This is a genomic window from Methylococcus capsulatus str. Texas = ATCC 19069, from assembly GCF_000424685.1.
Lineage (GTDB): Bacteria > Pseudomonadota > Gammaproteobacteria > Methylococcales > Methylococcaceae > Methylococcus > Methylococcus capsulatus.
The window spans coordinates 106,572-119,642 of the sequence record NZ_AUKJ01000017.1 but is presented as its reverse complement, the minus strand read 5'-3'; the positions used below and the strand labels follow the sequence as shown (position 1 = coordinate 119,642).

At 65.5% G+C, this 13,071-nt stretch carries 12 protein-coding genes; 7 read left to right on the top strand and 5 right to left on the bottom strand.

What is annotated here, in order from left to right; all coding sequences use genetic code 11:
• The first annotated feature begins 152 nt into the window (after positions 1-152).
• Together H156_RS0105085 and H156_RS0105080 are read left to right on the top strand one after the other, a co-directional pair.
• Positions 153-593 (top strand): hypothetical protein, encoded by a 441-nt coding sequence (locus tag H156_RS0105085; protein WP_010961790.1) that lies wholly within the window; start codon positions 153-155, stop codon positions 591-593.
• Positions 594-754: 161 nt separating this feature from the next.
• Complete coding sequence (locus H156_RS0105080) at positions 755-1,801, top strand: transporter (protein ID WP_017366224.1); 1,047 nt, start codon at positions 755-757, stop codon at positions 1,799-1,801.
• 160 nt (positions 1,802-1,961) lie between these two features.
• Here H156_RS0105080 and fdhF read toward each other — a convergent pair whose 3' ends face one another.
• The 5 genes from fdhF to modA all read right to left on the bottom strand — a co-directional run bounded on the left by fdhF (position 1,962) and on the right by modA (position 8,754).
• Positions 1,962-4,739 carry a formate dehydrogenase subunit alpha gene (gene fdhF / locus H156_RS0105075; RefSeq protein ID WP_017366225.1) on the bottom strand — a complete coding sequence of 926 codons (2,778 nt, stop codon included), beginning with the start codon at positions 4,737-4,739 and terminating at the stop codon, positions 1,962-1,964.
• Complete coding sequence (locus tag H156_RS0105070) at positions 4,736-6,421, bottom strand: NAD(P)H-dependent oxidoreductase subunit E (RefSeq protein ID WP_017366226.1); 1,686 nt, start codon at positions 6,419-6,421, stop codon at positions 4,736-4,738. Before H156_RS0105070 ends, fdhF begins: the two co-directional genes overlap by 4 nt.
• A 78-nt stretch (positions 6,422-6,499) precedes the next feature.
• Positions 6,500-7,285 (bottom strand): ABC transporter ATP-binding protein, encoded by a 786-nt coding sequence (locus H156_RS0105065; protein ID WP_017366227.1) that lies wholly within the window; start codon positions 7,283-7,285, stop codon positions 6,500-6,502.
• 24 nt (positions 7,286-7,309) lie between these two features.
• A complete protein-coding gene (gene modB, locus H156_RS0105060; RefSeq protein ID WP_017366228.1) occupies positions 7,310-7,978 on the bottom strand; it encodes a molybdate ABC transporter permease subunit in 669 nt (222 codons plus the stop codon).
• A 17-nt stretch (positions 7,979-7,995) separates the two neighbouring features.
• The gene (gene modA / locus H156_RS0105055) at positions 7,996-8,754 is read right to left on the bottom strand and encodes a molybdate ABC transporter substrate-binding protein (RefSeq protein WP_010961796.1); all 759 of its coding nucleotides are present in this window, start codon (positions 8,752-8,754) and stop codon (positions 7,996-7,998) included.
• 370 nt (positions 8,755-9,124) lie between these two features.
• Here modA and H156_RS17210 point away from each other — a divergent pair, with 370 nt between their 5' ends.
• The 5 genes from H156_RS17210 to H156_RS0105030 all read left to right on the top strand — a co-directional run bounded on the left by H156_RS17210 (position 9,125) and on the right by H156_RS0105030 (position 13,065).
• Complete coding sequence (locus H156_RS17210; protein ID WP_154656665.1) at positions 9,125-9,283, top strand: hypothetical protein; 159 nt, start codon at positions 9,125-9,127, stop codon at positions 9,281-9,283.
• 219 nt (positions 9,284-9,502) lie between these two features.
• Complete coding sequence (rpe, locus tag H156_RS0105045) at positions 9,503-10,195, top strand: ribulose-phosphate 3-epimerase (protein ID WP_017366231.1); 693 nt, start codon at positions 9,503-9,505, stop codon at positions 10,193-10,195.
• Positions 10,192-10,875, top strand: a complete 684-nt coding sequence (locus tag H156_RS0105040; protein ID WP_010961798.1) for a phosphoglycolate phosphatase — start codon at positions 10,192-10,194, stop codon at positions 10,873-10,875. Before rpe ends, H156_RS0105040 begins: the two co-directional genes overlap by 4 nt.
• Before the next feature lie 118 nt (positions 10,876-10,993).
• On the top strand, positions 10,994-12,481 hold the full coding sequence (gene trpE, locus H156_RS0105035; protein WP_017366232.1) for an anthranilate synthase component I: 1,488 nt from the start codon (positions 10,994-10,996) through the stop codon (positions 12,479-12,481).
• Positions 12,478-13,065: an anthranilate synthase component II gene (locus H156_RS0105030; protein ID WP_010961800.1), complete on the top strand. Its 588-nt coding sequence runs from the start codon at positions 12,478-12,480 to the stop codon at positions 13,063-13,065. The genes trpE and H156_RS0105030 overlap by 4 nt, the downstream gene beginning before the upstream one ends.
• Positions 13,066-13,071 lie beyond the last annotated feature (6 nt).

The window sequence follows — 13,071 nt, the reverse complement described above, 5'->3', positions numbered from 1 at the left end:
GGCTCAAGATATACGATCTCACCCGGGAGGCGAAGCCTCGGAACCCCCTTGACACCTCATCCGCGATCGGCCGGTGCTAAACTGGGCCGACGCCAATCGGCGCTCCTGCCGACCCCGCCTGCATCCGCCGACATCCATCTTCAGGAGTACCCATGTCCCGTACCGGCATCATTCTCGCTCTGATCGTATGCGGCATCCTTCCGCCCGCTCATGCCGCCGAGGACGAAGACTACGCCCGGTCGCGGCGGCGCCTGATTGAAGCCAATCTGCCATTGACACCCGAGGAGGCCGCCCGCTTTTGGCCCATATACGACCAATACTGGAAAGAACTCTCGGCGCTGACGGCACGGCGGGAGGCCTATTACGTCGAACTGGGCAACAACTTCGACTCGATGACGGATGAACATGCGAAAAGAATCGTGCTGGAGCACATCAGCCTCGAAGAAGAGCGTTACCGCTTGCTGAGAACGTTTTTCCCGAAATTTGCAACGGCGATCCTGGCCAAGAAGGCGGCCCGTTATTACCAGATAGAAGCCAAGATCCAGGCGGCGGTCAATGCCGAAATCGCTGAACGCATTCCCCTGATCAAATAGAACCCGTGCGGAACCCTCTGATGTCACCCCTCGGAGCCGCCGGACTCGCGTTGACCGCCACGCTGGCCGCCGGATGTACCTCGCTCGGAAACCCGTCTCCCAAAACTCGGACTGGCGCGGCGACCGTAGCCACGGAAGCCCCCCGGACCGAGACAGCGACCGTGGTCGCTGCCGATGCGACCTTCGCATCTTCGTACGCGGCGTTCCGGACCTTCGCCAAACAACACGTAGCGGCGATGGAAGCCCGCCGGCGAAACGCCGACCCGGGAACGAAAACGGGTCGAGGGAATCCCGCTCCTGCCGAAGCCGAAGCTCCGGCGGCTTTTGCCCGCCCCCCCTCCTACGAACCCTTCGAGACTTATGGCAGCCAACGTGCCGAGGCAGTGACCGAAGCGTTTTTCAAAGGCCGCTACAACCGTTCCCGCGCCCGCTTGCCCGAAAACGTCGAGAAATGGCGCTCGCAACCCGACATCGACAACCCCGGCCCGGACCTGGCCAACTTTCCCAACAGCGCATTCACCCTTCCAGCCGGACACGCCTATGTGGAATTCGTGCCTTTCACCTACTACGGCACTTCCCGGTCGAACCCTGCGCAGTACAACACGGAATTCCTGCTGCGCTACGGCCTGACCGACGAAATCGAGCTTCGCCTGTTCGGCAATGGTGTCACCTGGCAGGGCGGCGGCAATTCTGCCTGGGGCTTTGCACCCATCGCCTTCGACACCAAGATCAATGTCTGGTTGGAAAAGCCGGATTATTTCCTGCCGGCTCTGGGGATAGAGGCCTACCTCCAGACCCAGTGGCTGGGCTCCGCACCCTTCGATTCGGGCACCCAGCCTTCGATCAGCTTCAATTTCGACCAGTCGCTGCCGTTCGACATCGACCTGGAATACAACCTGGGTGTGACGCGCACCCAGCAAACGCCGGGTCAGGACGAATGGGAATTCGTGTTCCAGTGGGCCTTGCAACGCGACCTCTTCGACAAGGATTTCGCCGTCTTCATCCATGGCTACTACAATGCCATGACCCTGCCGCGGCTCCCCAGCTCACAGGCCGCCGTGACCGACGACCAGACCCAGGATGCCGTGGGCGCCGGCCTGATCTGGACGGTCGACAGCCGTTTCGCGATGTGGGCACAGAGCGCCGCCGGCACCACCCGGAACTCCCCCTCCCTGATCAGCTCGGTGGGCCTCGCCCTCACCTTCTGACTCCTGAAGCCAGGCCGGGCAGTGCGGCCAGTTTCGACCGGACCCTGCCGGCCTGCCCAGCACGGCCGGTGTCGAAGTCGCATTCTGATGGCGGTCTGACATGCCCAGGGAGAACGGGGAAAACCTCGGTGATGGCGCAGGCTGGCTTTGATCGTCCCCCTCAGGCGACCCGACCCCTGAGCTGGTAGCCAAACTCCCGGCCAACCGTGCCGCCCTTGCGCACCCGCACCGCGCAGTATTTGAGCTCGGCGATCTTGGCGTAAGGGTCCAGCGCCTGATTGGTGAGACGGTTGGCGGCGGCTTCGTAGTAACAGAAGGGGATGAACACGCTGCCCCGGGGGATGCCTTCGTCGGCCCGGGCGAACAGGGCGATCCGGCCGCGCCGCGACTCCACGGTCAGCACATCGCCGGCCTCGGCGCCGATACCCTCCAAGTCGAGCGGATGGACACTGACGGTGGGCACCGGCTCGATGGCATCCAACACCGAAGCGCGCCGCGTCATCGAGCCGGTATGCCAGTGTTCCAGCTGGCGGCCGGTGATGAGCACCAGAGGATAGTCCGCGTCCGGCCGTTCATCGGCCGGGATGATGTCGGCCGGCACGATCCTGGCCCGTCCGGAAAGAGTGGGGAACCGTTCGGTGAAGATCACCGGCTGGCCCGGATCCGTCTCGCTGGCACAGGGATAGGTGACATGGCCTTCCCGCTCCAGACGCTCCCAGCTGATGCCCGCAATCGACGGCATGGCCGAGCGCATCTCCTCGAACACCTCCCGGGGCCCCTGATAGTTCCAGTCCAGCCCCAGACGGCGGGCGATTTCCTGGATGATCCACAGATCCTGGCGGGCCTCGCCCGGCGGCGTCACGGCCTGACGGCCGATCTGCACGATGCGGTCGGTATTGGTGAAGGTGCCGGTCTTTTCCGCATAGGCCGAGGCCGGCAGGATGACGTCGGCAAAATAGGCCGTCTCGGTCATGAACAGGTCCTGGACGATCAGGTGCTCCAGGCTCGCCAGACCCTCCCGGGCATGGTTGCTGTTGGGATCGGACATCGCCGGATTCTCGCCCTCGATGTACATGCCCTTGATCCGGCCGGCACAGGCCGCGTCGATGATCTCCACCACCGTCAGGCCGGGCTGGCCGTCCAGGGGCACGCCCCACAGTCTTTCGAACTTCGCCCGCGCCGCCTCGTCGTCCACCCGCAAATAATCCGGGAAACACATGGGGATGAGGCCGACGTCGGAAGCGCCCTGGACGTTGTTCTGGCCGCGCAGCGGATGCAGGCCGGTGCCCGGCCGGCCGATCTGGCCGGTGACCATGGCCAGGGCGATCAGGCAGCGCACGTTGTCGGTGCCATGGACATGCTGGGAGACCCCCATGCCCCAGAGGATCATGGAGGCCCTGGATCGGGCGTAGAGACGGGCCACCTCGCACAGGGTCCGGGCATCGATGCCGCAGATGGGCGCCATGGCCTCCGGCGAATAGGCGAGGACGTTCTGCTTGAGCGCCTCATAGTTCTCGGTGCGCAATCGGACGAAGTCCTCGTCCACCAGACCTTCCGTGACGATGACGTGCAGCAGGGCATTGAGCATGGCCACGTCGCTGTCCGGCCGGAACGGCAGGTGATAGGCCGCATGGCGCGCCAGTTCGGTGCGGCGCGGGTCCATGAGGATCAGCTGGGTGGTGCCTTTCTTCACCGCGTTCTTGATGAAGGTCGCGGCCACCGGATGGTTGACGATGGGATTGGAGCCGATGACGACCACCACTTCGGCGTGCTGCACGTCCGCTACCGGATTGGACACCGCCCCCGATCCGACCCCTTCCAGCAGGGCGACCACCGAGGAGGCATGGCACAGCCGGGTGCAGTGATCGACGTTGTTGGTGCCGAAGCCGGTGCGGACCAGCTTCTGGAACAGATAGGCCTCCTCGTTGCTCCCCTTGGCCGAGCCGAAACCGGCCAGGGCATGTTTGCCGTGTTCGGCGATGATGCGCTTGAGGCCGTCGGCGGCGAAGTCCAGCGCCTCCTCCCAGCTCGCGGGACGGAATGCGGCCAGCGGGTCGGCCGGGTCCAGTTCGCCCCGGGGGTCCTTGGCGACACCCGGTTTGCGGATCAGGGGCTGGGTCAGGCGCTGGCGGTGGGCCGGATAATCGAAGCCGTAGCGCCCCTTGACGCACAGCCTTCCGTGATTGGCGGGGCCGTCGCGGCCGGTCACCTTGACGATCTTGCCGTCCTTGACGTGGTAGGTGAGCTGACAGCCGACGCCGCAGTAGGGACAGCCGGAATCCACCCGGCGGTCGGCCTCCAGCAGGGCGGCACCGTTGCCGGGGGCAAGCGCGCCGGTGGGGCACACCTGCACGCATTCGCCGCAGGAGACGCAGCTGGACAACCCCATGGGATCGCCCTGATCGAACACGATGCGGGCATGGCTGCCGCGGTAGGCGTAGCCGATGACGTCGTTGACCTGGGTCTCCCGGCAGGCGCGGACGCAGCGCGTGCACTGGATGCAGGCATCGAGCTGGACGGCGATGGCGGGATTGGAGCGGTCCGGCGGCGGCGCCTCCCGGCCGGGAAAGCGTGAGCCGGACACCCCCAGCCGCTCCGCCCACTGGCGCAATTCGTCGTCGCGGCTGCGGGAGATCTCGGGCTGGTCGGCGAGCAGCAGTTCCACCACCATTCTCTGCGCGGAACGGGCCCTGGGACTGTCGGACCGGACCTCCATGCCCTCGCCCGGCATCCGGCAGCAGGAGGCGGCGAGCACCCGCTCGCCCTCGATCTCCACCACGCAGGCGCGGCAATTGCCGTCGGGGCGCAAACCGTCCCGGTGGCACAGGTGCGGGATCTCGACCCCATGACGACGCGCCGCCTGGAGGATAGCCTCTCCCGGCCGGGCGCCGATCGGCCGTCCATCGAGCTTGAAGACGATCTCGTCGCTGGGGTTCATCGAAATTCCTCCGGAAAATACTTCATGGCGCAGCGCAGCGGATTGGCCGCGGCCTGGCCCAGTCCACAGATGGACGCATCGCTCATGGCGCCGGCCAGTTCCTCCAGCAATGGCCGATCCCACTGGGGCTGGGCCATGAGCGCGGCGGCCTTGGCGGTGCCGACCCGGCAAGGGGTGCACTGGCCGCAGGATTCCTCGGCGAAAAAGCGCATGGCATTGAGCGCCAGGTCGCGGGCCTTGTCCTGCGTGGAGAACACCACGACGGCGGCGGATCCTATGAAACAGCCGTAGGGGGTGAGGGTATCGAAGTCGAGGGGCAGATCGCCCAGGCTGGCGGGCAGGATGCCCCCGGAAGCCCCGCCCGGAAAGTAGCCGTAGAATTCATGCCCCTCCGCCATGCCGCCGCAATACTCGGCGATCAGTTCGCGCACACTGATGCCGGCCGGGGCCAGGTGTACGCCGGGTTTTCGCACCCGGCCGCTCACCGAGAACGAGCGCAAGCCCTTGCGATCGCGCCGCCCATGGCCGGTGAACCAGTCCGGCCCGCGTTCGACGATGTCCCGCACCCAGTACAGCGACTCCATGTTGTGTTCCAGGGTCGGCCGGCCGAACAGGCCGACCTGCGCCACGAAAGGGGGACGCAGCCGGGGCATGCCGCGCTTGCCTTCGATGGACTCGATCATGGCCGACTCCTCGCCGCAGATATAGGCTCCGGCGCCCCGCCGCAAGTGGATTTCCGGCAGCGGCCCGGGCACGGCCTCCCACAGTTGCTGCAATGCCTGCAGCAATATCTGCCGGCAGCCGGCGTATTCGTCCCGCAGATAGATGTAGATGGATTCGATGCCCACCGCCCAGGCGGCGATCAGCATGCCTTCCAGGAAGCGGTGGGGATCGCGTTCCAGATAGTGGCGGTCCTTGAAGGTGCCGGGCTCGCCCTCGTCGATATTGACCGCCATGAGGCGCGGTGCGGGCTGGGCTCTGACGATGCGCCACTTGCGTCCCACCGGGAAACCGGCCCCGCCCAGACCGCGCAGGCCGGAGCTTTCCAGCAGGGCGATGACCTCCTCGGGACTGCGGTGACCGGAACGGCAGTCCTGGTACAGCCGGTAACCGCCATCGGCCCGATAGGCGGCGTAGCTGCGGTAGGCGGCGGGCGCGGGCAGGGTTTGCCCCTGCTCCACCGCGGCGCTCACCGCCGCAGGCGTGGCCCGGTCCACGGGGTTCTGGCCCACCACCGCCACCGGCGCGTGCTGGCAGCGCCCGACGCAGGGCACCGGCTGTATCCGCACGCCCTCCCCCAGGGCGTCTTTCAGCGCCGGCATCAGGGCGTGGGCGCCGGCCATGGCGCAACTCAGGGACTCGCACACCCGGACGGTGAGCGGAGGGGGCGGCGATTCGCCTTCCGCGATCACATCGAAGTGGTGGTAGAAGGTGGCGACCTCGTAGACCTCCGCCTGGGAGAGCTTCATCTCGGAGGCCAAGGCGGCGATGTGGCGGGCGGACACATGGCCGTAGTGGTCCTGGATCTTGTGCAGGTGTTCGATCAGCAGGTCGGCGCGGCGCGGCTCCTCCCCCAGCAATCGTTGTATCTCCTCAAGCACATGGGCGTCGACGGGACGCCCCTTCGGCTTGCCCAGCCTGCGCCTCTGCTCATCCGAGGAAACGGCTTGGTATTCGGGCATAGTTCTGTCTCCCAACAATGGTTCCTGGCGACCCCTGCCAGACAAGAACGCTCAATGAGCGTGACGGAGGGATCGAATTCATGAAGAGTCCTGCTGCCGGCCCGTGGCCCGATTCCGGCCAATCCGGATGGCAGCCTCGGCGCCAACGGCCGTTCCTTCAGCGCCGCTGGCTTGACCTGGCTCGCGGCACTTTGCCTCCGCCGTGTCGAGCGCACCCTCCCGCAGCCGCACAATGCAATCGCCAAAGATCGCCGCGTCAGCCGGATCGTGGGTGATCATCACCATCGGAATCCGAAGGCGCCGCTGCAGCCCGTCGAGTTCGTTCCGCATCGTGACCCGCAGATCGGGATCCAAAGCCGAAAAGGGTTCATCGAGCAGCAGCAGCCGCGGCCCGGCGATCAGCGCCCGCGCCAGGGCGACGCGCTGTCGCTGCCCGCCGGAGAGTTCGTTCGGATACTGGTGCGCCAGATGGCCGAGCTGGAAGGTCTCGAGCCAGTAGTCGACGGCTTCGCGGCGAAATGCCACGGCTGGGTTGAACCAGCCTCTCACCAGCGCGAAGCCGACGTTCTGGCGCACCGTCAAATGGGGAAACAGGGCGTAGTCTTGAAACACATAGGCTGCTTCGCGCCGCTGCGGCGGGCAATCGATGCCGGCGCCGGCATCGAACACGGTCCGGCCATCGAGGCGGATATACCCGGCGTCGGGACGCACCAATCCGGCCATCGCCTTCAAGGTGAGGCTCTTGCCGGAGCCCGATGGCCCGAGAATCACCGTTCGTTGGCAATTCGATTGCAGACGCACATCGAGATGGAACGCCCGCTTACCGGCACGCAATGTCTTTCTGATATCGCAATCGAAGTACATGAGGCAGATTTCCGAGGGAACCGGCTAATATCCCGATCGGCCGGCACCCAGACGGCCAGCCGACAACAGGACGGCGATGCTGACCGCCGAGGTGACGAGTACCAAGCTGTCTGCGACGTGATCCTGGCCGGCCTGGACGGCCTCGTAGACTGCGACCGACAGGGTCTGGGTCTTGCCGGGAATGCTGCCGGCCACCATCAGCGTGGCGCCGAATTCGCCAAGCGCACGCGCGAAGGCCAGCAGCAGGCCAGCGAGGATGCCGCGCCACGCCAGTGGCAACGTGACCCGGAAGAAGATGGCCGGCTCGCTGATACCCAGCACCCGGGCCGCCTGTTCCAACTGGGGGTCGACGGCTTCGAACGCGGCCCGCGCCGGTTTGAACACCAGGGGAAAGGCCACGATCGAGGCCGCGATCACCGCCGCCTGCCAGGTGAAGATCAGATCGATACCGAACTGGCCGTGCAGCCAGGCCCCGAATTCACTCCGCCGTCCGATCATGACCAGGAGGTAGTAGCCCAGGACCGTAGGCGGCAACACCATCGGCAAGGCAAGGGTGGTTTCGATGAGATCCCGGCCGGGAAAACGCCCGCGCGCCAGCAGAAAACCGACGGCGACACCGAATACGAGATCGATGGCCGTGGCCCAGCCGGCAACCTTCAGGGAGAGTGCGAGTGCCGCCCACATGGCCTCCATGAGAGACGTTCCCCGTCTTAAGGTTTCGGAAAACCATGACTGGCCAGGATGGCCTGCCCGTCCGCGGACAGCACGAAGCCGGTGAAGCGCCGTGCTTCCTCGGCATGCGCCGCATCGGCCAGCGGAGCGATGGGATAACGTATGGCCACATCCAGCGGCACCTCGAAGGCGATCCGGACCCTGTCTGCCGCCTCGCCGGCATCGGTGGCGTATACGAAGCCGGCATCCACCTCGCCGCGCGACACGTAATCCAGCGACTGGCGGACGTTCTGGGTAGTGATCGCCTTGGTCGCGACCGCTTCCCACAAACCAGCCTTTTCCAGTGCACGGCGGGCGTAGCGGCCCACCGGGACGCTGTCCGGGTTGCCGATGGCGATCCGGCGCACGGCGGCCTGCGTCAACTCGGACAGATGCCCGAGTGACACGGACTGCCCCCTCGGCACCACCAAGACGAGGGTGTTGGTAGCAAAGTCACGGCGTTCATTGGCGTGTACCAGGCCAATTTTGACCGCTTCGTCCATCGTTTCCTGATCTGCGCAAGCGAACACGTCGACAGGCGCGCCTTTGGCGATCTGTTGCAACAGAACGCCAGAGGCGCCGAAATTCACAAACACCTTGGCGTCGGGATGCATCTCCTCATAGCGCCGGGCCATGTCCTTGAAAGCCTGGGTCAGGCTGGAGGCGGCAGAAACGGTCAATTCGACCGCACCCGGCTGGCCGGCCATGACCAAGCCGGCGACGGCAACGAGCAGCCGAATGATGTTGCGGTGTTCCATGTCGGGTCTCTCGATGTGAGGGTGACAGGAAATGGTTACGTAATATTCGACAGTATATATCGATGTCCGCACAATGGCACCCCCTGCAGGCGGCCGGGCAGCTGGGCTGGCTCCGTCCGGATCAGCGCCGTGCGCCCGGCCCCCGGGGCGGCGATCAAGGCATCGGCCACCCGGGTGGGAAAACAGGCGCCGCCTTCCCAAAGCACGTCCACTTGAGCCGCACGGCGACCGGCCCTGTCGGGCCGCGCCTTCCGAAGGGGAAGCAAAGCTCGAGTCCAAGAAATCCTATATTTCGGGCGCATCTTCATCAACAGGAAATTTCCATTAACTCATTGGTACAGTGTGTGAATTTCACCGGCGCAGGCAAAACGTGAAATTGCGCTTACCGCGCAAATTCTTCCACCTGTACCTGGGGGAAGTTTGCTTTCGGTTCAACCACCGCCACGAAGACCTCAAACCCTTGCTGCTCAAGCTTCTGAAGACCACCCGCATGAATCTCGTCAATCCAAAACCGGTCCGGATTCGTTAAGGAATGACCTTACAAAAACGGGTTGTGTCCCCCTGGACTCGGGACGCCGGGCTCCCATTTGACACGGTGACTCCCTGGCGCCGCTTGCCACGCCTTGCCCCGACTCGGGTCGAAATGACAGAATAGCCGGCCTGATCGCGGCAAAGCGATGAACACTCGCGCAGACCGGGACCGCCCCACGCCCTGCGCTTTCGTTGAGTCCCAAGGAAAACCATTGCCATGAACGAATTCTGGATCGCCCCCTCGATTCTCTCCGCCGACTTCGCCCGTCTCGGCGAGGAAGTGGACGACGTCCTCAAGTCGGGCGCCGACATCGTCCATTTCGACGTGATGGACAACCACTACGTCCCGAACCTGACCATCGGCCCGCTGGTGTGCGAGGCGCTGCGCAAGCACGGCGTGACCGCGCCGATCGACGTGCACCTGATGGTCAAGCCGGTCGACCGCATCATTCCCGATTTCGCCAAGGCCGGGGCCAGCTACATCACCTTCCATCCGGAGGCCTCCGAGCACATCGACCGCAGCCTGCAACTCGTCAAGGACTCCGGCTGCAAGACCGGGCTGGTGTTCAATCCGGCCACACCGCTCAACTATCTGGATCACGTCATGGACAAGCTCGACATGATCCTGCTGATGTCGGTCAACCCCGGCTTCGGCGGCCAATCCTTCATCCCCTACGTGCTCGACAAGGTCCGCGAATGCCGCCGCCGCATCGATGCCAGCGGCCGCAACATCCGCCTGGAGATCGACGGCGGCGTCAACGCCAGGAACATCCGCGAGATCGCCGCCGCGGGCTGCGACACCTTCGTCGCCGGCTCGGCGGTGTTCGGCGCGGGCAAGGCCGAAGATCCGAACCGCTACGACTCCATCATCCGCGCCCTGCGCGACGAACTGGCCCAGGCCCGCGCATGATCGGATTCCGGCCCGAGCTGATCGCCTTCGACCTCGACGGCACGCTGGTCGACAGCGCGCCCGACCTGGCTTGGGCGGTGGACGCCATGCTCGAGTCGCTGGGCCGCGCCCCCGTCGGACTGGAGCGGGCGCGCGGCTGGATCGGCAACGGTGCGGACATGCTGATCAAGCGGGCCATGACGGGAGAGATGTGGCCGGAATCGGAACCCGAGGAATTCCAGGAAGGCATGCGCCTGTTCCTGGAATTCCACGAGGCGCATCTGTGCGAACGGGGCGGCCTGTTTCCCGGCGTGCTGGCAGGGCTCCAGGGCCTGAAGGCCGCAGGCTATGCCACGGCGGTCATCACCAACAAACTGGCCCGCTTCACCGAACCGCTGCTGGAACGGCTCGGCATCGCGGGGTATCTGGACTTCATCGGCTCGGGCGACCAGTTCGAGCGCATCAAACCGGACCCGCTGCCGCTGCTGAAGACGGCGGAGCGGTTCGGCGCCCGGCCCGAACGCTGCCTGATGGTGGGCGATTCCGGCAATGACGTGCGGGCCGCCCGCGCCGCCGGTTATGCGATACTGTGCGTTCCTTACGGCTACCGGGGGGAAGTCGCCACGCCGGAACAACTGGGTGCGGACGGCATCCTGGACTCCATCGGCGAGCTCCCCGCCCTTTTGAAACGACTGACATGACGGCCTTATTCCGATTCGATCCGCAGAAACGATGGCGCAGCGCGGCCTGAAGCACTGAAACCCCGACCGCTACGGCCCCAGGCCGTGCATCGTTTCGCATCGAACCTCCCGAGCTCTCATGACCCCCGAACGATTCCAGGCCTTCGCCGCCCGAGGCTATAACCGCGTCCCGCTGGCGCGGCGCGTCCTCGCCGACCTCGACACCCCTTTGAGCGCCTATCTCAAGCTCGCCGATGGGCCGTATTCCTACCTGTTCGAATCCGTCCACGGCGGCGAGCAGTGGGGCCGCTATTCCATCATCGGCCTGCCCTGCCGGACCTGCATCGAAGTCCGCGACCATGAGGTCACCGTGCTGAAGGATGGCGCCCGCACCGAGACCCTGACGGTCGAAAACCCGCTGGCATGGATCAAGGCTTTCGGCAGCCGTTTCAAGGTGCCGGACCTCGAAGGTCTGCCGCGCTTCACCGGGGGCCTGGTCGGCTATTTCGGCTACGAGACCATGGGCTACATCGAGCCGCGCCTGGCCAAAACCAAACCGGACCCGATCGGCTCGCCCGATATCCTGTTGATGGTGTCGGAAGAAGTGCTGGTGTTCGACAAACTCACCGGCAAGCTGCTGGTCGTCGTCCACGCCGATCCCAACGAAGCCGGCGCCTACGCCAAGGCCCAGACCCGGCTGGACGAGCTGGTGCGTGAACTGCGCAGCCGCCAGCTCCCGCCCGCACCGCCGCGCTCACCGCGCACGGTGGACGAGGCCGATTTCATCTCCGGCTTCACCCGGGAAGGCTTCGAGGCCGCGGTGCGGCGGGTCAAGGAGTACATCGTCGAGGGCGACGTGATGCAGGTGGTGCTGTCGCAGCGGCTGAGCATTCCCTACGCCGCCTCGCCCCTGGACCTCTACCGCGCCCTGCGCTGCCTCAACCCCTCGCCTTACATGTACCAGCTCAACCTGGGGGATTTCCACGTGGTCGGCTCGTCGCCGGAAATCCTGGTGCGGCTGGAGGACGGCACTGTGACGGTGCGCCCCATCGCCGGCACCCGCCGCCGCGGCCGCAGCCCCGAAGAGGATCAGGCGCTGGAGCGGGAGCTCCTGGCCGACCCCAAGGAACTCGCCGAGCATCTGATGCTGATCGACCTGGGCCGCAACGACACCGGCCGGATTTCCGAGACCGGCAGCGTGCGGCTCACCGAGAAGATGGTGGTGGAGCGCTATTCCCACGTCATGCACATCGTCTCCAACGTGACCGGCAAACTCCAGGCCGGCAAGGACGCCTACGACGTACTGGCGGCGACCTTCCCCGCCGGCACCGTCAGCGGGGCACCGAAGATCCGGGCCATGGAGATCATCGCCGAGCTGGAGCCGGTGAAACGTGGGGTCTATTCCGGCGCGGTGGGCTACATCGGCTGGTCCGGCAACATGGACACGGCGATCGCCATCCGCACCGCCGTCATCAAGGACGGGCGGCTCCACATCCAGGCCGGCGCCGGCGTCGTCTACGACTCGGTACCGCGCAGCGAGTGGGAGGAAACGATGAACAAGGCACGGGCCATTTTCCGGGCGGTCGCCCTGGCCGAAGCCGGCGTCGAAGGAGGCGAGAACGCATGAGCACCCGCGTCCTGATGATCGACAACTACGATTCGTTCACCTACAACCTGGTGCAGTATCTGGCCGAACTGGGCGCGGACGTCCAGGTGGTGCGGAACGACCAGATCGCAGCGGAAGAAATCGAGCGTCTCCATCCCGACAAGATCGTGATTTCGCCCGGCCCCTGCACGCCGAAGGAGGCCGGCATCTCGGTGGAGACGATCCACCGCTACGCCGGACGCTATCCCATCCTCGGGGTCTGCCTCGGCCACCAGAGCATCGGCCATGCCTTCGGCGGCAACATCGTCCATGCCAAGCGCATCATGCACGGCAAGGTGTCGATGGTGCGCCACCGCGACGTCGGCGTGTTCCACGGCCTGAGCAACCCGTTCCAGGCCACCCGCTACCATTCGCTGGTGATCGAGCAATCCACCCTGCCCGAGTGCCTGGAAGTCACCGCCTGGACCGAGGACGACAACGGTGGTATGGAGGAAATCATGGGCGTGCGCCACAAGACCCTGGACGTCGAAGGCGTCCAGTTCCACCCCGAATCGATCATGACCGAGCAGGGCCACGACCTGCTCCGCAACTTCCTGCACCGGTAGGCGCCC

What these genes read in the sequence shown, in the direction of transcription:
- H156_RS0105085 (WP_010961790.1), top strand. Translation starts at nt 153, where the DNA reads ATGTCCCGTACCGGCATCATTCTCGCTCTGATCGTATGCGGCATCCTT.
- fdhF (WP_017366225.1), bottom strand. Translation starts at nt 4,739, where the DNA reads ATGAACCCCAGCGACGAGATCGTCTTCAAGCTCGATGGACGGCCGATC.
- H156_RS0105070 (WP_017366226.1), bottom strand. Translation starts at nt 6,421, where the DNA reads ATGCCCGAATACCAAGCCGTTTCCTCGGATGAGCAGAGGCGCAGGCTG.
- H156_RS0105065 (WP_017366227.1), bottom strand. Translation starts at nt 7,285, where the DNA reads ATGTACTTCGATTGCGATATCAGAAAGACATTGCGTGCCGGTAAGCGG.
- modB (WP_017366228.1), bottom strand. Translation starts at nt 7,978, where the DNA reads ATGGAGGCCATGTGGGCGGCACTCGCACTCTCCCTGAAGGTTGCCGGC.
- modA (WP_010961796.1), bottom strand. Translation starts at nt 8,754, where the DNA reads ATGGAACACCGCAACATCATTCGGCTGCTCGTTGCCGTCGCCGGCTTG.
- rpe (WP_017366231.1), top strand. Translation starts at nt 9,503, where the DNA reads ATGAACGAATTCTGGATCGCCCCCTCGATTCTCTCCGCCGACTTCGCC.
- H156_RS0105040 (WP_010961798.1), top strand. Translation starts at nt 10,192, where the DNA reads ATGATCGGATTCCGGCCCGAGCTGATCGCCTTCGACCTCGACGGCACG.
- trpE (WP_017366232.1), top strand. Translation starts at nt 10,994, where the DNA reads ATGACCCCCGAACGATTCCAGGCCTTCGCCGCCCGAGGCTATAACCGC.
- H156_RS0105030 (WP_010961800.1), top strand. Translation starts at nt 12,478, where the DNA reads ATGAGCACCCGCGTCCTGATGATCGACAACTACGATTCGTTCACCTAC.